The 19,382-nt window shown below is 63.5% G+C and carries 16 protein-coding genes; 4 read left to right on the top strand and 12 right to left on the bottom strand.

Annotation, left to right across the window (positions count from 1 at the left end; genetic code table 11):
• Window positions 1–21: 21 nt before the first annotated feature.
• From CMN27_RS14395 to CMN27_RS14380, 4 genes are read left to right on the top strand one after another with little or no spacing between them, the layout of a single operon-like run.
• Complete coding sequence (locus CMN27_RS14395) at window positions 22–1,287, top strand: FAD-dependent oxidoreductase (RefSeq protein ID WP_293627529.1); 1,266 nt, start codon at window positions 22–24, stop codon at window positions 1,285–1,287.
• The gene (locus tag CMN27_RS14390; RefSeq protein ID WP_293627527.1) at window positions 1,280–2,053 is read left to right on the top strand and encodes a DUF1365 domain-containing protein; all 774 of its coding nucleotides are present in this window, start codon (window positions 1,280–1,282) and stop codon (window positions 2,051–2,053) included. The genes CMN27_RS14395 and CMN27_RS14390 overlap by 8 nt, the downstream gene beginning before the upstream one ends.
• Window positions 2,043–3,278, top strand: a complete 1,236-nt coding sequence (locus CMN27_RS14385; RefSeq protein ID WP_293627525.1) for a cyclopropane-fatty-acyl-phospholipid synthase family protein — start codon at window positions 2,043–2,045, stop codon at window positions 3,276–3,278. Before CMN27_RS14390 ends, CMN27_RS14385 begins: the two co-directional genes overlap by 11 nt.
• Window positions 3,279–3,285: 7 nt before the next feature.
• Complete coding sequence (locus CMN27_RS14380) at window positions 3,286–4,617, top strand: MFS transporter (protein ID WP_293627523.1); 1,332 nt, start codon at window positions 3,286–3,288, stop codon at window positions 4,615–4,617.
• A gap of 503 nt (window positions 4,618–5,120) precedes the next feature.
• Here the strand turns inward: CMN27_RS14380 and CMN27_RS14375 are convergent.
• From CMN27_RS14375 to aroK, 12 genes are all read right to left on the bottom strand, one after another.
• Window positions 5,121–5,729 carry an SCO family protein gene (locus CMN27_RS14375; protein WP_293627522.1) on the bottom strand — a complete coding sequence of 203 codons (609 nt, stop codon included), beginning with the start codon at window positions 5,727–5,729 and terminating at the stop codon, window positions 5,121–5,123.
• Window positions 5,726–6,598: a cytochrome c oxidase assembly protein gene (locus CMN27_RS14370; RefSeq protein ID WP_293627521.1), complete on the bottom strand. Its 873-nt coding sequence runs from the start codon at window positions 6,596–6,598 to the stop codon at window positions 5,726–5,728. The genes CMN27_RS14375 and CMN27_RS14370 overlap by 4 nt, the downstream gene beginning before the upstream one ends.
• 351 nt (window positions 6,599–6,949) lie before the next feature.
• Window positions 6,950–7,141, bottom strand: coding sequence for a hypothetical protein (locus tag CMN27_RS14365; RefSeq protein ID WP_293627519.1), 192 nt, complete (start codon window positions 7,139–7,141; stop codon window positions 6,950–6,952).
• A 2-nt stretch (window positions 7,142–7,143) separates the two neighbouring features.
• Window positions 7,144–7,896 (bottom strand): SDR family NAD(P)-dependent oxidoreductase, encoded by a 753-nt coding sequence (locus CMN27_RS14360; RefSeq protein WP_293627517.1) that lies wholly within the window; start codon window positions 7,894–7,896, stop codon window positions 7,144–7,146.
• Window positions 7,893–8,828, bottom strand: a complete 936-nt coding sequence (locus CMN27_RS14355; RefSeq protein ID WP_293627515.1) for an acetyltransferase — start codon at window positions 8,826–8,828, stop codon at window positions 7,893–7,895. Before CMN27_RS14355 ends, CMN27_RS14360 begins: the two co-directional genes overlap by 4 nt.
• Window positions 8,829–8,928: 100 nt before the next feature.
• Complete coding sequence (gene hemE, locus CMN27_RS14350) at window positions 8,929–9,975, bottom strand: uroporphyrinogen decarboxylase (protein ID WP_293627513.1); 1,047 nt, start codon at window positions 9,973–9,975, stop codon at window positions 8,929–8,931.
• 113 nt (window positions 9,976–10,088) lie between these two features.
• Window positions 10,089–10,808, bottom strand: a complete 720-nt coding sequence (gene pyrF / locus CMN27_RS14345) for an orotidine-5'-phosphate decarboxylase (protein ID WP_293627511.1) — start codon at window positions 10,806–10,808, stop codon at window positions 10,089–10,091.
• Window positions 10,809–10,880: 72 nt separating this feature from the next.
• The gene (locus tag CMN27_RS14340) at window positions 10,881–12,317 is read right to left on the bottom strand and encodes an FAD-dependent oxidoreductase (RefSeq protein WP_293627509.1); all 1,437 of its coding nucleotides are present in this window, start codon (window positions 12,315–12,317) and stop codon (window positions 10,881–10,883) included.
• A gap of 79 nt (window positions 12,318–12,396) precedes the next feature.
• Window positions 12,397–16,854, bottom strand: a complete 4,458-nt coding sequence (gltB, locus tag CMN27_RS14335; RefSeq protein WP_293627507.1) for a glutamate synthase large subunit — start codon at window positions 16,852–16,854, stop codon at window positions 12,397–12,399.
• A 248-nt stretch (window positions 16,855–17,102) separates the two neighbouring features.
• Complete coding sequence (gene aroB / locus CMN27_RS14330; protein ID WP_293627505.1) at window positions 17,103–18,212, bottom strand: 3-dehydroquinate synthase; 1,110 nt, start codon at window positions 18,210–18,212, stop codon at window positions 17,103–17,105.
• The gene (locus CMN27_RS14325) at window positions 18,209–18,712 is read right to left on the bottom strand and encodes an RDD family protein (protein ID WP_293627503.1); all 504 of its coding nucleotides are present in this window, start codon (window positions 18,710–18,712) and stop codon (window positions 18,209–18,211) included. Before CMN27_RS14325 ends, aroB begins: the two co-directional genes overlap by 4 nt.
• The gene (gene aroK, locus CMN27_RS14320) at window positions 18,709–19,239 is read right to left on the bottom strand and encodes a shikimate kinase AroK (protein WP_293627501.1); all 531 of its coding nucleotides are present in this window, start codon (window positions 19,237–19,239) and stop codon (window positions 18,709–18,711) included. Before aroK ends, CMN27_RS14325 begins: the two co-directional genes overlap by 4 nt.
• Window positions 19,240–19,382: the final 143 nt, after the last annotated feature.

The raw sequence follows: 19,382 nt of genomic DNA, 5'->3' as shown, positions 1-19,382 counted from the left end.
CGTTTAAACAAAAAGGACGACATGCAGCGAATCGCTATCGTGGGCAGCGGCATCGCCGGGCTGGGAACGGCATGGCTGCTCGATGGCAGCGCCGAGATCACCGTATTCGAAGCCGCCAACCGACCCGGCGGACATGCCAATACGGTGATGGCCGGTGAGCAGCCGGTGGATACCGGCTTTATCGTACTCAACGATCGTAACTATCCGTTTTTCGAGTCGTTATTGGACGAGCTGGCGATCGAGACCCGGGCCAGCGACATGTCGTTCGCGGTCTCGATCGGCGACGGGGCGATCGAATGGGCCGGCGACAACTGGCGAACCCTGTTCGCCCAGAAGAGCCGGCTGCTGGACTCACGCCACTGGCGCATGATCGCCGATATCCTGCGCTTCAACCGCCAGACGCGCCATCTCATCGAGACCGACGCGCTGCCGGCGGTGTCGCTGGGCGAGTTTCTCGATCGTAATGGTTATAGCGACGCGTTTGCCGCGCGCTATCTGCTGCCCATGGCCGCCGCGATCTGGTCAACGCCGACGGCGGACATGCGCGCGTTTCCGGTCGGCGCATTCCTGCGGTTTTTCGACAACCACGGCCTGCTGGAACTGTCGAATCGGCCGCAGTGGAAAACCATCATTGGCGGCAGCCAACGCTATGTGCAGGCCATTGCCAAGCGCCTGGGCGCGCGGCTGCGCCTGGCCACGCCGGTCGAGCGCGTGCGCCGCGATCAGGACGGCGCTCATCTGACCCTGGCCAGCGGCAAGACCGAAACATTCGACCACGTGGTCTTCGCCTGCCATGCCGATCAGACCCGGGCGATGCTGGCTGATGCCAGCGCGCTGGAATCCTCGCTGCTGTCGGCGTTTCGCTTCCAGCCCAACCGCGCGATTCTGCACAGCGATATTGCCCTGTTGCCGCAGCGCCGGCGGGTGTGGGCGGCCTGGAACTACCTGGCCGATCGCGACGGGGTGGAAGATCAGCGCGTGACCGTGAGTTACTGGATGAATCGCCTCCAGTCCATCGGCGGCGAGCGCCAGTACGTGGTCAGCCTCAACCCGCGCGTCGAACCCAACGCCCGCCACGTCATTCGCGAAATCGAATACCACCATCCGGTGTTCGACGGCGAGGCGATCGCCGCGCAAGGCCGGCTGGATGAAATCCAGGGCCACAATCGGGCCTGGTTCTGCGGCGCCTGGTGCGGCTTCGGTTTTCACGAAGACGGCCTGGCCTCGGCGGTACGGGTGGCGCGTGGGCTGGGCATCGACGTGCCCTGGCGCGGCCGCGATGGTTAGCGCCGGCGCGCTCTATCGCTGCCGGGTCATGCATCGGCGACCGGGCCCGCCACGGTATCGCTTCAATTATCGCAGCTTCTATATGTTGCTGGATATCGATGCCATCGACCAGGCCTGTGCCGCGTCGCCGCTGATTTCGCGCAATCGCTTCAACGTGTTGTCGTTCAACGATGCCGACCACGGCCCGCACGAGGCCGGCGCGGATCTGCGTGCATGGCTGGACGCGTTGCTGGCCGCACAGTCGATCGACCTCGCCGGCGGGCGCGTACAGCTGTTGGCGATGCCGCGCGTGCTCGGCTACGGCTTTCATCCCATCAGCGTGTTCTATTGCGAACATGCCGACGGCTCGCTGCGCGCCATCGTGGTCGAGGTTCACAACACCTTCGGCGAGCACCATTTCTATGTGCTGCACGAGCATGGCGCTGCCATGGATTGGCGAGTGGCCCGGCGCAAGGCCAAGGCCTTTCACGTGTCGCCGTTTTTCGATCGCAGTGGCGGCTATCGGTTTCATTTCGCCGAGCCCGGGGCGCGGCTGGGCATGGGCATCCGCCTGTTCGAGGCCGACGGCGAGCGTCTGCGTATTACCACCACGCTCACCGGCGAGCGCCGTGCGCTGAACACGGCCAACATCCTCAAAGCCGTCTGCGGCGTACCGTTCATGACGATCAAGGTCGTCGCGGCGATCCACTGGCAGGCGTTCAAGCTCTGGCTGCGCGGCGCCGTGTTCCACCGTAAACCCGAGCAGAACCGCGAGAATGTCTCCTGAAACGATGACCACGCGACACGACAAGGGCGCGACTATTCAAACCGGCGCGCCGACCAACTGGCGCGAACGCCAGGTCGTCAAACGTCTCGACCGGCTGCATACGGGGCGGCTGGAAGTGCGACTGCCCAACGGCTCGCTCGCCGTGTTCGTGGGCCAGCGCGAGGGGCCGTCGGCACGGCTGTATATGCACTCGGCGGCCATGGTCACTCGGCTGTTCAAGGCCGGTTCCATCGGCTTCGCGGAAGGCTATATGGCCGGAGAGTGGGACGCCGACGATCTGGCCACGCTCATCTACCTGCTGCATCTTAACGAAGATGCTCTGGAGCCGGATTTTTCGCGCCTGCAGCATCTGTATACCTGGATGAGCGCGGTCCGCCATCGGCTGCGGCGCAACTCCAAACGCGGCTCGCGGCGCAACATCGCCTATCACTACGACCTCGGCAACGATTTTTATGCCCAGTGGTTGGACGAGACCTGGACCTATTCGAGCGCGATTTTCGAACAGGACGACGAGCCGCTGGCCGACGCACAGCGGCGCAAGTATGCGCGACTGCTCGCACGCCTCGACGTGCAGCCGGGCGATCATATTCTGGAAATCGGCTGTGGCTGGGGTGGGTTCGCCCGCTATGCCGCCACCCATGCCGATTGCCATGTGACCGGTTTGACGCTGTCCACCGAACAACTGCGCTTTGCCAATGAACGCGCGCAGGCCGCGGGCCTTGCCGATCGGGTAACCTTCGAGCTGCGCGATTATCGCGACGTCAGCACACGTTACGATCACGTGGTATCGATCGAAATGTACGAAGCGGTGGGCGAAGCCTACTGGCCGACCTATTTCGCCGCGATCCACGATGCGCTCAAGCCGGGCGGTCGCGCGGCGATCCAGGCGATTACCATCGACGACTCGCGCTTCGACTACTACCGCGCCAACGTCGACTTCATCCAGGAGTACGTTTTTCCGGGCGGTATGCTCGCCTCGCCGAGCGTCTTTCAGGCCCAGGCCGAAGCCAAGGGCCTGCGTGTACGCGAAACCGATTTCTACGGCGCGGACTATGCACGCACCCTCATGCGCTGGGACGACTCGGTACGGGCCGCGGCCGACTCGATCATCGCCGAGCGCGGGACCGCCTTCTATCGCATGTGGCGCTACTATCTGGCCTACTGCGCGGCCGGCTTCACCTCCGGCAATATCGATCTGATGCAGATCGCCCTGCAGCGGGACTGATACGCCTATGAGTACACGTACCGGCATGGATCGCCTGGCCGCCTACGGGCTGCTTGGCCTGCCGCTGGCCGCGCTGGGCCTGCCCCTGACGGTCTATCTGCCGCCGTTCTATGCGCAGATGCCGGGCCTGAACACCGGCCTGGTCGGCGTGCTGATCTTTGCCGCCCGCCTGTTCGATGTGGTCACCGACCCGTTGATCGGCAGCGCCTCCGATCGGCTGCAGACGCGCTTCGGGCGTCGGCGGCCGTGGATCGCAGCCGGCACGCCGGTGCTCATGCTCGCGGCCTGGTTTCTTTTCGTGCCGCCCGACAACGCGGGTGCGGCCTATCTACTGGTATGGAGCATGCTGGCCTATCTCGGCTGGACGCTGATCTATCTGCCCTATACCACGCTCGGCGCGGAAATGTCGCCCGACTACGACGAGCGCTCGCGTATCACCGCCTGGCGCGAAGGGTTCTTTGTGCTCGGAACGCTCGTGGCCATCATGCTGCCAGCCATTGCACAGCGCTTTATCGGCGGCGCGGCCGCGGGCCTGGCCGCGATCGCGGTGTTTCTGATGGTGGCCTTGCCCATCGCCACCGGGCTGTTTCTGTGGCGGGTGCGCGAGCCGGACGGCGTCAACGCGTCGAAGATCCGTTGGCGGGAAAGCCTCGATCTGCTCAAGTCCAACCGGCCGTTCACCCGGCTGCTGATTGCCTACCTGCTCAACGGCGCCGCGAACGGTCTGCCGGCCGCGCTGTTCCTGTTCTTCGTGACCGCCATTCTGGGCGGCAGTGAAATCACCGGCGGCATCTTTCTGGCGATCTATTTTCTCTCCGCCGTGCTCGGCCTGCCGCTGTGGCTGAAGATCGGGCGCAACTGGAGCAAGCACCGGCTGTGGTGTGCCTCGATGCTGTGGGTGAGCTTCGTGTTCATCTTCACCCTCACCCTGGGCGAGGGCGACTATATCGGCTACGGGCTGATCTGCGTGCTCGGTGGGACCTGTCTGGGCGTGGATCAGGCCATTGCCGCCTCGATTCAGGCTGACGTCATCGACGAAGACACCGCGGCCGGCGGTGACGGCCGCGCGGGCCTGTATTTCGGGCTCTGGGGTATGGCCACGAAACTGGCCTTTGCGATTGCCCTGGGCATCGCCTACCCGGTGCTGTGGCTGGCCGGCTTCGATGCCGGGCAGGACAACGACGCTGTCGCGCTGTGGACGCTGGCCGTGCTCTACGGGCTGCTGCCGGTGGCGATCAAGCTCGGCGTGGTTGCCATGATGTGGAATTTCCCGCTGGACCGGCGGCGGCATGCAGAATTGCAGGAGCGCATCGGGCGTAGCGAACGGGCAGCGGGCTAACAACCTGATCGGAGTTCTACCAAACGCCTTCGGGTGCGTTCTAGAAAGAATATTGTCCGCAAATGAACGCGAATATACGCAAATAAGACAGGTGGTTGGGGGTAACCTCGACCCGCGGTGCCTCCTCTTTGCCAAGAGCTTCGTTTCTAGAAGAAGTATCCGCAGATCGACGCAGATTCACGCAGATGTGAAAGGCGACTAGCCTCCGCTAATGAGCGCGAAGATAGGCGAATAAAGCGCAAGTCAGTTAGGTTGAAGAGCGGATGCTGAGCGCTTGTGCTCGATTCTCAACTTTGTTCGTAATCGGAACCGGCAAACGGCCAAGATCAAACACACGGTCGTGATCTGCGTTGATCTGTGTCGATCTGCGGACGAATAACCGAAGAACGCCTTCGTGCAGAGAGGGTAAAGACCCTCAAGGGCCGGGTTTGTTAAAAATGAGTCCGCGGACTTAAGGCGATTCTTGCAGATCAGCGCGCGCTCGACTATTTGCACAGATCCGTTCAGTCGAGCTGGCCGAGCAGGGTTTTCAGATCGGCGGTGATTTCGTCCACGCCCTGCTGCTGGTTGATCAGCAATCGCGCGCGATCGTCGGGGCCGAACACGAAGATCGCGCTGCTGTGCGATACCAGATAGAAGCCGTTCTCGTTGGGCTCGCCGTAGCCATAGGTCACGCGATAACGCTTGCTCAGCGCCTTGAGCTGTTCCTGGGTGCCGGTCAGGCCCGTCACGCCCTCACCGAAGCTCGAGGTGAAGCGCTGCAGGCGCTCGGGGGTATCGCGTTCCGGGTCGACGCTGAGAAACAGCACGTCGATATTGTCGCGGGTGTCGGCGTCCAGTCCGCCCAGGGCTGCGCGAATACGGGCCATGGTGGCCGGGCAGATATCCGGGCAGTTGGTGTAGCCAAAGAACAGCAGCTTCAGTCGCCCGTCGTAATCGTCGGCGGTCACCGCCTCGCCCTTCTCGTTGGTCAGATTGAACTCGAGATCGGGCATTACGCCGGTAATATCGTGGGCGGCGTAGTCGGCGCCGCCCGAGCAAGCGCTCAGCGCCGTGCCGAGGCCCAGTACGAGGGCCAGCCACAGCGCCGAATGGATCTTGTACAAAGTCATGTCACGGGTTCCTTGGTCGGTATCGCCGTCTTGCGTTCGGCGGCCGGCGGGGTTCTGTTGCGCTCGTGGATAAAGCCGAAGCGCAACAGGATAAGCGTTGCAACCACGCTCATCATCGCGGCCGGTATCCAGGTGATCAGCCCGCCCAGTTGCTGGTCGACGATGGGCGAGATCGGAAAGGCCCGCCCGCAGACGGCATAGACGTCGTAAACCGTATCCGGCGCCAGCGCGATATAGGCACCCAGCGCGATCTGTGGTGGCATGACCGCCCACAAAACGATAATGCGCAGGCCGGTGGAGTAGGTGGTACGCGTGGTGCCCGGCGCGCGCGGGTCCAGCATGAACCACCAGAACAACAGGCCGTCGACGGCCATGGACAGATTCATCAGCCAGTAATCGCGTGCCGAGAGCATGGCGGTGAAATGAATTGACGGGGTGAGCCAGAAATAGATCAGGCCCACGAACAACAGCGCGCTGATGACCGGGTGCTGTACGAAGCGATAACAGGCCATCACCGGTGGCAGCGTGCCGATGCCGCGCACGCCGCGATTAAGCCAGGCGGGCGCGCCGGCGGCGAGCACGGCCGTGGGCATGGACAGCGCGATCAGAAACGGGCCGAGGTGGTGCAGGATCAGATGCTGGGCGCGGTGGATGAAGAACATGTACTGCGCGTAATAGTCGACATGCGTTTGCATGACGACATACATGCTGATCAGGCCAATGCCGAAAGCGATCGCCGGCGCGATATCGCGTATGCGTCGCCGCCGGGCGAGGCCGCGCGCATAGCACAGCGCGGCGAGGGCAAAGACCGCGATCAACACCGGCTGGGGCTCCCAGGGTGTGAGCCAGCGAATGATCTCGTCGGTCATACGATCGCCTGGGTTGAAACGCAGTACACACGCGCCCGTCGCGGGCGCATACCAACCGGCATTCTACGCCTGTGGGCGCGGCGGCGGATGAACGCGGGCTTTAGGGAAGCTCTGCATAACCTCTCGCGGTTCGCGTTCGCCCTGAAAAGACTTTCAAGGTCGAATGCGGTGCGACAAGGCGTGCGAGCGCAGCGGCTGCCTTATTGGCAGGTCAAGCTCGCACAACCCTGTCGCGGCGCATTTGAGGCCAAACCCCTTCGGGGCCGCCGGCTTTGCGCGCGCCTGGTCAGCGTCGAGGCAGCCACGGGCAAAGCACGCCGGCGCGACGGTGACAGGTTGTGCAGAGCTTCCTTAGCTTTTCCAGTCGTCCTTTTCGCGTTCCTCTTCGGCCCAGGCATCCTTGTCCATGTCCCGCAGCTTGCTGCGATCGACATGCTTGAGGTCTTCGCGGCTGGCCGCGATCTGGGCGCGTACCCAGTTCAGAATGCCGAAGGCGGCCACCAACACGCCGATAATGATCACGATCCAGACGACTGTGTTCATGACTAGAGCCTCGCCACACGACGGATGATGGGAAAATACAGCGCATACGGCAGGCGCTGCAGGAGCTTGAGTATGTAGGACAGGCGGCGTGGAAACGTGATCTCGAAGCGTTTCGCGGCCAGGCCACGACGGATACGCCGGGCTGCGTCGTCGGCGTCGACCATGAACGGCATGGGAAACCGGTTCTTCTCGGTCATCGGCGTACGCACGAAACCGGGGGTGATCACGCTCACGGCGATACCGTGACGATCCAGATCGAGCTTGAGCCCCTCGGCCAGCGCGATCATCGCCGCCTTGGAGGCCGAGTAGGGCGCGCCCCCGGGCAAACCGCGAAAACCCGCCACGCTGGCAGTCAGCGCGATCTGGCCGGCGCCGCGCTCGAGCATGCCGGGCAACACCGCGCCGATGCCGTTGACCGCGCCGCCATAGTTCACGGCCATGCGATCCTGGACATCGGCGGCGTCGAAGCGAGTGACAGAGAACTGGCTACCGATGCCGGCATTGAATACTGCAAGGTCGATCGGGCCCAGCTGTTGTTCGATTGCGGCGACCGTTTCGTTATTCGCCGCGCCGTCGGTGACATCGAGCACGAAGGCGTGGATCGCGTCGGGTGCGTCGGCACAAAGTGCATCGAGGCGTTCGCGGTTACGCCCGCTGGCGGCGACCTGCCAGCCGTTGGCCGCCATCTCGCGGGCCAGGGCCGCGCCGATGCCCGAGCTCGCGCCGGTAATCCACACCACACGCGGGCCGCTCACGAGGCTTTATCCACCTGGGAGAAACGCGTCGCGGACCGGCGCGGGTCCTGTAGCGCTGCGACCTCGATATCCTTCTCGGCCCAGAGTTGTTCGAGCCAGCGCTTGAAGCGATTGCGGTAATCGGCATCGCCCATGTAGTCGCCTTCGAGCAGATCGCTGGGAATATCCAGCCGGCGTACGCGAATCACGACTTCGTCGATACGCCCGCAGAGCATGTCCCAGAACTTCGGCTCGGGCGTATTCACATAGGCCACGGTCATGTCGAGCACGCCATCGAGCACGTCGTGCATGGCGTTCAGGGTAAAGGCGGTACCGCCGGCCTTGGGCGGCATCAGTGCTTCGTAGGGCGAATTGACCGCCCGTCGCTTGGCTGCATTCGAGCGCGTGCCCTCGGCATAATTGACGATGGTCACCGGCCAGTCGCGAAAGGTTTCACAGGAGCGGCGTACGGTTTCCATGTCGCGGGTGCGCAGGGCCGGATTCTTTTCGATCTCGGCCCGGCTGTGGCGTTTCATGAACGGAAAATCCAGCGCCCAGCAGGCCATGCCGACGACCGGCAGCCAGCGCAGCTGTTCCTTGATGAAATAGCGCGGGAAAGGCAGTTGCGGCTCGATGACGTGGCATAGCAGCATCACGTCGGCCCAGCACTGGTGGTTGGAGATCACCACATAGCGGCCATGGGGATCGTCGGGCACCTGCTGATCGTAGCTCACGCGGGTGCGGCCCATGCCCAGGATGCAAGCATTGATGCCACGCGCCCACCAGCGTGCCACCCAGAGCACGGCATGGGTGGCCGGTTTTTTCACGGCCGGCCACGGCGCAAGCAATTTGACCAGACTGGTGGGCAATAGCGGAATGAAGCCGATCAGTGTGACCAGCACCATGCCCGCGATGGCGATCGCCCCGCGAATGTTTTGTAGCGCGCGCTTCATACAGGCGTCGTACACAGCTTTGAAGAAACGATGTCGGCAATGTAACGGTTGCCGATGACAAGGCCAAGCCGGCGCGCATGGGGCCGGCCCGATTTATCTCTCAGCGCGCGGAAAACTCGTGTACGGCGTCCACCAGGGCCGCGACATGGTCGGGGTCGACCTGCGGCGTGACCCCGTGGCCGAGGTTGAACACATGGCCCGGATGATCGCCGAAGCGCTTGAGCACATCGGCCACGTTTTCACGAATGACCTCGGGCTTGGCATAGAGCATGGCCGGGTCGAGATTGCCCTGTAGCGCGACCTTGTCGCCCACGCGCGCCCGCGCTTCGTCGATATCGATGGTCCAGTCGAGACCCAGCGCATCGCAGCCGGTGGCGGCCATGGCTTCCAGCCAGGGGCCGCCGCCCTTGGTGAACAGAATCACCGGCACCTTGCTGCCATCCGGCGCGTCGTCGAGCTGCTCGACGATGCGTTGCATGTAGGCCAGCGAAAATTCGCGATAGGCCGCGGGCGTGAGCACGCCGCCCCAGGTATCGAAGATCTGAACCGCCTGGGCGCCGGCCGCGATCTGGGCATTGAGATAGGCCGCGACCGAGCGCGCGAGGATATCCATGAGCTGATGCAGCGAGTCCGGCGCGTTGTACATCAATGCCTTGATGTGCTGATAGTTCTTCGATGGCCCGCCTTCGACCATATAGGTGGCCAGCGTCCACGGGCTGCCGGCAAAGCCGATCAGCGGCGTCTTGCCGTCGAGCTCGCGACGGATCAGGCGCACGGCGGCCGGGACATAACCGAGGCTTTCCTCGATATCCGGTACGCGCAATTTCGCGATCTCGTCGGGCGTGCGCACCGGATGATGGAAGTGCGGGCCTTCGCCGGCCACGAAATGCAGGCCCAGACCCATGGCTTCCGGAATCGTGAGAATGTCCGAAAACAGAATCGCGCCGTCGAGCGGAAAACGCCGTAACGGCTGCAGCGTGACCTCGCAGGCCAGCTCCGGGTTCTGGCACAGATCGAGAAAGCTGCCGGCCTGTTCGCGCAGCTTGCGGTATTCCGGCAGATAGCGCCCGGCCTGACGCATCAGCCAGACGGGGGTGACATCAACGGGTTCGCGCTTGAGCGCACGCAGCAGACGATCGTGAGACATAAGGCACTCGCAACGCACGCGACGCTCGGCCGCGCGAAGAATGGGACGGCGCGCAGTTTAACGGCTTGGCCGGGCGGGGCATACCGCCGGCCTGTTCAGACGTTGGCGCGCGGCTAGCGGTCTGCGATCGCCTGGCTGATTTCGCGCTGAATTGCGAGTGCAGCCGCGCGGGGATCGTTGGCATTACGGATCGGCCGGCCCACCACCAGATAGTCCGCGCCGGCGGCAATGGCAGCGGTTGGCGTCATCACCCGTTTCTGATCGTCGCCCGCGCCTTCGTCGTTGGCGACAGGGCGAATGCCGGGGGTAACCGCGATCAGCTTCTCGGGCGCGTGGGCGCGCAGGTTGGCGACTTCCATGCCCGACGAAATCACCCCGTCGCAGCCGGCTTCCAGAGCCCGCTTGGCGCGCGAAAGCACCAGCGATTCGATATCGCAGGCAAAGCCCATGTCGTCCAGATCACCCTGATCGAGGCTGGTGAGGGCGGTGACGGCGAGGATGCGCGAGTCGCCGCTGCGCGCCTTGGCGGCGGCTTCCATGACCGACTGGTTGCCGTGCACGGTGATGAAGTCGATATCGCGTGCGCATAGCCGGCGTACGGCCGCGGCCACGGTAGCCGGCACATCGAATAGCTTTACATCGACGAAGACCTTCTTGCCGCGGGCCTTGAGCCAGTCGACCAGTTCGAAATAGCCGGGCGCCATGGCCAGTTCAAGGCCGACCTTGTAGAAATTCACTGCATCGCCCAGCTGGTCGACCAGTGCACGCGCGGCCTCGGCGTCGGGTACGTCGAGCGCGAAGATGAGGCGGTCGATATCGGCAATGGGGCGCAAGAGCGTGCTCCAGTCAGCGGTCTAGTTCGCGGCGCGTGGCCGAGCCGACGCGCCGCGAGAGAAGGTGATCTATCAGGCCGCGTTGCCGGATTCGCCGACGCCGACCTGCAGATAGTCGAGAATGCCCTTGGCGGCTTCCCGGCCTTCGAACACCGCGGTGACCACCAGATCGGAACCGCGCACCATATCGCCGCCGGCAAAGATCTTGGGATTGGTGGTCTGATGCTTGAATCGACCCTTGCCCGGGGCAATCACGCGACCGCCATCGTCGATATCCACGCTGTGCGTATCGAACCATTCCTGCGGGTTGGGGCGGAAACCAAACGCGATAATCACGCGATCGGCTTCGATGACTTCCTCGGTGCCCGGCACCGGCTCGGGCCGGCGCCGGCCCCGTTCATCCGGCGCGCCCAGCTTGGTGGTGACGACCTTGATGCCTTCGACTTTGGTGTCGCCAACGATTTCCACCGGCTGACGGTTGAACATGAACTCCACGCCTTCCTCGCGCGCGTTCTGAAATTCGCGCGCCGAGCCGGGCATGTTCTCTTCGTCGCGACGATAGGCGCAGATGACCTTCTTGGCGCCTTGGCGGATCGAAGTGCGGTTGCAGTCCATCGCGGTATCGCCGCCGCCGAGCACCACCACGCGCTCACCGCGCATGTCGATGAAGTCGCGCGGATTCTTTTCCAGGCCCAGTTCGCGGTTGATGTTGGCCACCAGGAAAGGCAGCGCTTCGTGTACGCCGTCGAGATCCTCGCCGGGGAAGCCGCCTTTCATGTAGGTATAGGTGCCCATGCCCATGAAGACGGCATCGTATTCTTCCATGAGGTCTTCGATCTGGACGTCCTTGCCCACTTCGCAGCCCAGCCGGAATTCCACGCCCATGCCTTCCATGACCTCGCGGCGGGTTTCGACCACGCTCTTTTCGAGCTTGAACGGGGGAATGCCGAAGGTGAGCAGGCCGCCGATACGTGGATACTTGTCGAATACCACGGCCTTGACGCCGCTGCGAACGAGGATATCCGCCGCGCCCAGGCCGGCCGGGCCGGCGCCGATCACGGCTACCTTCTTGTCCGTCCATACCACGTTGGAAACATCCGGACGCCAGCCCTGCTTGAAGGCCTCGTCGGTGATGTATTTCTCGACCGAGCCGATGGTGATGGCGCCGAAGCCGTCGTTCATCGTGCAGGCGCCTTCACAAAGGCGATCCTGCGGGCAGATACGGCCACAGATTTCGGGCAAGGTGTTGGTGGCGTGCGACAGTTCGGCCGCCTCGAACAGATTGCCCTCGTTGACGAGCTTCAACCAGTTCGGGATGTAGTTATGGACCGGGCATTTCCATTCGCAGTAGGGATTGCCACAGGAAATACAGCGCCCGGCCTGCTGGGAGGCGGTTTCCTTGTCGAACTGACCGTAGATTTCGGCGAATTCGTGGATGCGTACCGGCACCTCGACCTTTTTCGGGTCCTGGCGCGGCATGTCGAGAAACTGCAAATGATTCTTTGCCATTGCTAACCTTTAGTCGTTACGCAGCCCGCGCCGCGCCTGTCGATGAGCAGGCGCGGCGCGGCCCCTTTCTGCGGCGTGATCAGGCCGCGCGATTGAGCGTATCCAGGATCGTTTCCACGCTTTCGGCCTTGGGCTTGACCAGCCAGAACTGGCCGATGTAGTCGCGGAAATCCTCGAGGATTTCGGCGCCCCAGGCGCTGCCGGTTTCGGCCACGTGGGCTTCGATCATCTCGCGCAGATAGTGGCGGTGGGCTTCCATGTTTTCGGAAACCAGCCGATGGATGTCGATCAGCTCGTGATTGTAGCGGTCGACGAACTCGCGTTTTTCATCCAGCACATAGGCCAGACCGCCGGTCATGCCAGCGCCGAAGTTCACGCCGGTATGGCCGAGCACGACCACGCAGCCACCGGTCATGTATTCACAGCCGTGATCGCCAATGCCTTCCACGACCGCGGTGGCCCCCGAGTTGCGCACGCCGAAGCGTTCGCCGCCCATGCCGGCGGCATACAGCGCGCCGCCGGTAGCACCGTACAGGCAGGTGTTGCCGATGATGGCTGCATCACGAGCGACAAAGCCCGCATCCCGCGAGGGCCGGATCACCAGCCGCCCGCCGGCCATGCCCTTGCCGACATAGTCGTTGGCATCGCCTTCCAGATACATATGCAGGCCGCCGGCATTGAACACGCCGAAGCTCTGGCCGGCCGTGCCGGTAAGCTTGAGCGTGATCGGCGCGTCTTCCATGTCCAGGTTGCCGTGACGACGCGCGATCTCGCCGGACAGCCGCGCGCCGAGCGAGCGGTTGTTGTTGTGCACTTCGTATTCGAAGGTGCCACCGCTCTTGTTTTCGATCGCATCCAGCGCGTCCGCAACCATCTGTTCGGCCAACTCGCCCTTGTCGAAGGGTTCGTTGTGCGGATCCAGACACTGGGTCGGGATATCATCGGCCAGCCCGCCCTTGGACAGGATCGGCTCCAGATCGAGGCCCTGCTGCTTGGGCGTTTCGCCCGGCAGGATTTCGAGCAGATCGGTGCGCCCGATCAGCTCGCCGAGCGAGCGCACGCCGATCTTGGCCATCAGCTCGCGCGTGTCCTGGGCGATAAAGCCAAAGAAGTTCTGCACCATCTCGGGAATACCGATGAAGTGGCGTTCGCGCAGCACCTCGTTCTGGGTCGCGACACCCGTCGCACAGTTGTTGAGATGGCATACGCGCAGGTACTTGCAGCCGAGCGCCACCATTGGGCCGGTGCCAAAGCCGAACGATTCGGCGCCCAGAATCGCAGCCTTGATCACGTCCAGGCCGGTCTTGAGACCGCCATCGGTCTGTACGCGAACCTTTTCGCGCAGGTCGTTGGCGCGCAGCGTCTGCTGGGTTTCCGACAAGCCGAGCTCCCACGGCGTGCCGGCATAGCGGACCGAGGTGAGCGGGGATGCACCCGTGCCGCCGTCGTAGCCGGAAATCGTGATCAGATCGGCATAGGCCTTGGCCACGCCGGCTGCGATCGTGCCCACGCCAGGGCCCGACACGAGCTTGACCGACACCAGCGCCTGCGGATTGACCTGCTTGAGGTCGAAGATCAGCTGGGCCAGATCCTCGATCGAGTAGATATCGTGATGCGGCGGCGGCGAAATCAGCGCCACGCCCGGCTTGGAATAGCGCAGGCGGGCGATCATTTCGTTGACCTTGTGACCCGGCAGCTGACCGCCTTCGCCAGGTTTCGCACCCTGGGCGATCTTGATCTGCAGCACTTCGGCGTTGACCAGATAATGCGGGGTCACGCCAAAGCGGCCCGATGCCACCTGCTTGATCTTCGACATCTTGTCGGTGCCGTAGCGAGCCGCGTCTTCGCCGCCTTCGCCCGAGTTCGAGCGCCCGCCCATCCGATTCATGCCCTGGGCCAGCGATTCGTGGGCCTCGGGCGAGAGCGCGCCCAGCGACATGCCGGCCGAGTCGAAACGCGGCGTGATGTCTTCGATGGGCTCGACGTCGTCGATGGAGATCGGCTCGATATCGTCGCGCAGCTTGAACAGGTCGCGCAGCACCGACACGGGCCGGCCCTGCACGATATCGGCGTACTCGCGGTACTTGTCGTAGTCGCCGGTGGACACGGCGTCGTGCAGGGTGGCGATCACGTCCGGGTTGTAGCAGTGATATTCCTGCCCGTGCACGAACTTGAGCAGCCCGCCCTGGTTGATGGCCACGCGCGGGTTCCAGGCGTTCTGTGCCAGACGCGCGATATCGGCCTGCAGATGGGCGAAGCCGGCGCCGGAAATACGGCTGACCGTGCCCTTGAAGCAGGTTTCGGTCACCTCTTCATCGAGGCCGACGATCTCGAACAGCTGGGCGCCGCGGTAGCTGGTGACCGTGGAAATGCCCATCTTGGACATGATCTTGTACAGACCCTTGTTGATGCCCTTGCGATAGGTCGCACAGAGCTCGTCCGGGTCGCGGCCGTCGACCTGGCCGCAGCGCACGAGGTCGTTGAGGCTTTCGTAGGCCAGATAAGGATGAATCGCGCTCGCACCGTAGCCGATCAGGCAGGCGAAGTGATGCGCATCGCGTGCGCTGGCGGTATCCACCACCAGATTGGCGTCGCAACGCAGGTTCTCGCGGGTCAGGCGATGATGGATCGCGCCGGTGGCCAGCAGTGCCTGAATGGGCAGCTTGCCCTGTTCGATCTCGCGATCAGAGAGCACGATTACCGTCTTGCCGGCCTTGACCGCATCCACCGCCTGATCGCAGATCATGGCGATCGCATCGGACAGCGCGGTGTTCGCGTCGTAGTTGAGGTCGATGATCGTATGCGCGTAGTCGTCATCGTCGATCGACAGCAGGCGACGGAACTTGCCGGTCGAGAGCACCGGCGAATCCACCACCAGACGCTTGGCGCGTTCCTCGTTTTCCTCGAACACGTTGCGCTCGCGCCCGAAGCAGGTCTCCAGCGACATGACGATACGCTCGCGCAGCGAGTCGATCGGCGGGTTGGTGACCTGGGCGAACTTCTGGCGGAAATAGTCGTAGATGACCCGATCCACGCGCGACAGCACCGGGAACGGCGTGTCGTCGCCCATGGAGCCGGTGGCTTCCTGGCCGGCTTCGGCCAGCGGACGCAGTACCTGGTCGCGCTCTTCGAACGACACATGGAAGAGCTTTTCGTAGACCTTGACCTGCTCGCGCTCCATCCAGGCTTCGTCGCGGGTGTCGGCCAGCCGCGATTCGAGCATGCGCGCGTTCTTTTTCAGCCACTGCTTGTAGGGAGCACGGCTGGCCAGGCGCTTGTCGATTTCCTGCGGCTTGATCAGTTCGCCGTTTTCGGTATCCACGGCGATCATGTCGCCGGGCTTCAGGCGGCCCTTGGCGACCACGTCCGCCGGGTTGTAGTCCCAGACGCCGATTTCGGAGGCCAGGGTGATGTGGCGATCCTTGGTGATCACATAGCGCGCCGGGCGCAGGCCGTTGCGATCCAGACAGCAGGCGGCATAGCGCCCGTCGGTGAGCACGATGCCCGCCGGGCCGTCCCAGGGCTCCATATGCATGGAGTTGTATTCGTAGAAGGCACGCAGATCGGCCGACATGTAATCGACGTTCTGCCAGGCCGGCGGCATCAGCAGGCGCATGGCATAGAAGATGTCCATGCCGCCCGCGAGCAGTACCTCGAGCATGTTGTCGAGGCTCTGCGAATCCGAGCCGGTGGTCGAGACCAGCGGCAGGATCGATTCCAGGTCAGGCAGCTTGTCGGAGGCGAATTTGTTCGCCCGCGCGGTCGACCAGTTGCGGTTACCCGTGACCGTGTTGATCTCGCCGTTATGGGCCAGATAGCGAAACGGCTGGGCCAGACGCCACTGCGGCAGCGTGTTAGTGGAAAAGCGCTGATGGAACACGCACAGCGAGGTTTCCAGACGCTCGTCGGCCAGGTCCTTGTAGAACACCGGCAGATAGCTGGGCATGACCATGCCCTTGTACGACAGCACGTGTGCCGACAGCGACGGCACATAAAACACCTCGTCGTCGGGCAGGGCGTTTTCGGTACGCCGACGCGAGAACACCAGCTTGGACTCGAACAGCGCATGGTCCATGTCGGCCGGCGCGTTCACGAACAGCTGTTCCAGATGCGGCAGGGTTTCCAGCGCCTGGTTGCCGCAGGCGGACTGTGCATCGATCGGCACTTCGCGCCAGCCCGCAACCGTCAGCCCCTCGGCCTCCAGCTGGCGGCCGAGCTCCGCCTTGGCGGCTTCGCGCAGGTCGGCGTCCGGGTTCAGGAAGACGATACCGCTGGCGTAGTGATCGGCCAGTTCGATACCGGCTTCCTCGGCGATCGTGCGCAGGAAGGCATCCGGCTTTTTCATCAGGATGCCGCAGCCGTCGCCGGTCTTGCCGTCGGCGGCGACCGCGCCGCGATGGGTGAGCCGTTCGAGCGCGCCGATGGTGGTCTCGACCAGCCAATGGCTTGGCTGGTTGTCCATGTTCGCGATCAGGCCGAAGCCGCAGGCATCTCTCTCGAACTCCGGAGAATAGAGTCCGCCTTTCAACTGGTGCATTTTAAGTCCTCGGGTCAGATTCGGCGCGATCGAGGGCAATTCCCGGATGCCGAATGCCGTATCGGAAATCATGTGCCGCGGCGTTCGCCGCCTGGATGGTCACACTATACGGCGCAACGGGCCGTTCTGATGTGGCAGCCCGTTTCGAGCGCCGGTAACGAACCCACGTTGAATAAAAGTATAAAAGGCGGCCGATGCGCAATCAATCGGCGCGCGCAGGCAACGGCGCAGGAGCGTTGTAGAAACGGCTAATTTTCGAAATACCGTTTCAGGGTTTCGTCGAGCGCGTCGCCATAGTCGCGCGTGACAACGGCATGGCCGATATCGCGCATGAGCACCAACCGCAGGCTGCCGGCCGTGGCCTTCTTGTCGCGGGCCATGAGCGCGCGGATGCGCGCGCGTTCCAGCGTGCGCGGTGGGGCGATGGGCAGGTGCGCGGCGCCGATGAGGCGTTCGATATGTTCGCACTGGCTTTCGTCGAGCCAGCCCAGCCGGCAGGCGGTGTCGGCGGCCATGCACATGCCGGCTGCGACCGCCTCGCCATGCAGCCATTCGCCATAACCCAGTTCGGCCTCGAGGGCGTGGCCGTAGGTATGCCCGAGGTTGAGCAGGGCACGTTGGCCGGCTTCGCGTTCGTCGGCGGCCACCACCTCGGCCTTGTTCGCACAGGAGCGCCGGATCACCTCGATCAACGCATCCGCATCGCGGGCATTGATTGCGGCCATGTTCGTATCCAGCCAATCCAGGAACGGGCGGTCGCGAATCAGGCCGTACTTGATCACCTCGGCCATGCCGGCGGCGAACTCGCGTGCCGGCAGGCTGTCGAGCACGCCGACATCGGCGAGCACGCGCGTGGGCTGGTGAAAGGCGCCGATCATGTTCTTGCCCAGACGATGATTGACGCCGGTCTTGCCGCCGACCGAAGAATCCACCTGGGCGAGCAGGGTGGTGGGCAGCTGCACGAAGTCGATGCCGCGCTGGTAGCTGGCGGCCGCGAAGCCGGCGATATCGCCGATCACGCCACCGCCCAGAGCGACGATGGTGGCATCGCGGCCGTAGCCGTTCTCGAGCAGCCGGTCGTAGATCTTGTCGAGCGTGGCCAGCGTCTTGTACTGCTCGCCGTCGGGCAGAACCAGCGTATCGACGTCGTGCTCGGCCGACAGCGCGTTTTCCACAGCGGCTGCATAGAGCGGTGCGACCGTTTCGTTGGTCACGATCAGCACGCGCTGGCCGTGTATCGCGCCGGTGTAGGCGCCGGCCTGTTCGATGATGCCGCGAGCGATGACGATTTCGTAGCTGCGCTCGCCCAGGTCGACGCGCAAATCGGCACGACGGGTATTTTCGATTGCGACGCTCATGCCTGCCAGCGCTCCGGTTGTGTGTGTTCGGTTTCGTCGTCGAAGTGGCCGCCGCCGCCCGCCTGCTCGCGAATGACCACGGTCTTGGCGAGTTTGTCGTGCCAGCCCTGCTTGCGCCGATCGAAGGCGACCCAGACAAGGCCAAGGCCCAGCGGGAACGAGGACACGAAATAGCCCAGGTAACGAATGACCAGCTGGCCGGTGCCCGGCTGGCCGCCGGTGTGCGCATCGACCACTCGCGCGCCAACCAGCATCTTGCCGGGCGTGGCCTGCCGGTAGATCCAGAACAGAACCACGGCTACTGCGGGCAGCACGTAAACAACGAGTACATGGGCCGGCCCCATGATCAACGGTCCCTCGGCGGCAAAGAACGCCGGGCCGTAGACAAGCCGCATTATCGGTGCGGTGATGAAGGCGATCAGGATCGAGTCGACCAGCGAGGCGAATACCCGTATCCAGAAGCCGGCATAGGCCGGCGCGTTGGCGGCGCCGGCCGTCACGCCGTACCGATGGCCTCGAGCTGCTCGACGATCTCGCGAGCGAGGCGGCGTGCCTGCTGGTCGCCGGTGGCGACCACCACATCGGCAATGGAGCGGTAGAGGGGGTCGCGCTCTTCCATGAGCTGGGCCAGGGTGGCCTCGACATCGTCGCTGCCCTCAAGCAGCGGCCGATTGTTGGCCTTGCGGGTACGCGCGATCTGCTGCTCCAGCGATGTCTGCAGGTAGACCACTACACCGCGGGCCGAGAGCAGGTCGCGAGTGGATTCATCCAGAATCGCGCCGCCGCCGGTGGCCATTACCGTGTTCGGCTGCTCCGACAGCTCTGCAATCATCTCGCGTTCGCGCTTGCGAAAGCCGTCCTCACCTTCCATATCGAAGATGAAAGAGATATCGACGCCCGTGCGCTTTTCGACCTCATGGTCCGAATCCACAAAGGTCATGCCCTTGATTTCGGCAATGCGCCGGCCGATCGTCGTTTTGCCGGCGCCCATGGGGCCGACGAGATAGATGTTTGGGTTTGCTGCCATGTAATCTTAGTTTGGTCTCGGAAAACGAGGATAGGTGGGCCCGGCAAATATTCAGCCGCGAGCCAGAACAACCAGGATCATTTCGCGAGCAGTTTAACGCAGTTACCTGGCCACAAGGCAGTTCGCGTTTCGATCCTACCAAA

The sequence above is a fragment of the Salinisphaera sp. genome (genome assembly GCF_002729955.1).
Lineage (GTDB): Bacteria > Pseudomonadota > Gammaproteobacteria > Nevskiales > Salinisphaeraceae > Salinisphaera.
This window is presented reverse-complemented; position numbering and strand designations above follow the sequence as displayed.

Bases quoted from the DNA above. Each gene is read 5' to 3' on its own strand.
- CMN27_RS14375 (WP_293627522.1), bottom strand. From the start codon at position 5,729: ATGACTTTGTACAAGATCCATTCGGCGCTGTGGCTGGCCCTCGTACTG.
- CMN27_RS14395 (WP_293627529.1), top strand. From the start codon at position 22: ATGCAGCGAATCGCTATCGTGGGCAGCGGCATCGCCGGGCTGGGAACG.
- aroK (WP_293627501.1), bottom strand. From the start codon at position 19,239: ATGGCAGCAAACCCAAACATCTATCTCGTCGGCCCCATGGGCGCCGGC.
- gltB (WP_293627507.1), bottom strand. From the start codon at position 16,854: ATGCACCAGTTGAAAGGCGGACTCTATTCTCCGGAGTTCGAGAGAGAT.
- CMN27_RS14355 (WP_293627515.1), bottom strand. From the start codon at position 8,828: ATGAAGCGCGCGCTACAAAACATTCGCGGGGCGATCGCCATCGCGGGC.
- CMN27_RS14370 (WP_293627521.1), bottom strand. From the start codon at position 6,598: ATGACCGACGAGATCATTCGCTGGCTCACACCCTGGGAGCCCCAGCCG.
- CMN27_RS14385 (WP_293627525.1), top strand. From the start codon at position 2,043: ATGTCTCCTGAAACGATGACCACGCGACACGACAAGGGCGCGACTATT.
- CMN27_RS14380 (WP_293627523.1), top strand. From the start codon at position 3,286: ATGAGTACACGTACCGGCATGGATCGCCTGGCCGCCTACGGGCTGCTT.
- CMN27_RS14340 (WP_293627509.1), bottom strand. From the start codon at position 12,317: ATGGCAAAGAATCATTTGCAGTTTCTCGACATGCCGCGCCAGGACCCG.
- hemE (WP_293627513.1), bottom strand. From the start codon at position 9,975: ATGTCTCACGATCGTCTGCTGCGTGCGCTCAAGCGCGAACCCGTTGAT.
- CMN27_RS14390 (WP_293627527.1), top strand. From the start codon at position 1,280: ATGGTTAGCGCCGGCGCGCTCTATCGCTGCCGGGTCATGCATCGGCGA.
- aroB (WP_293627505.1), bottom strand. From the start codon at position 18,212: ATGAGCGTCGCAATCGAAAATACCCGTCGTGCCGATTTGCGCGTCGAC.
- CMN27_RS14365 (WP_293627519.1), bottom strand. From the start codon at position 7,141: ATGAACACAGTCGTCTGGATCGTGATCATTATCGGCGTGTTGGTGGCC.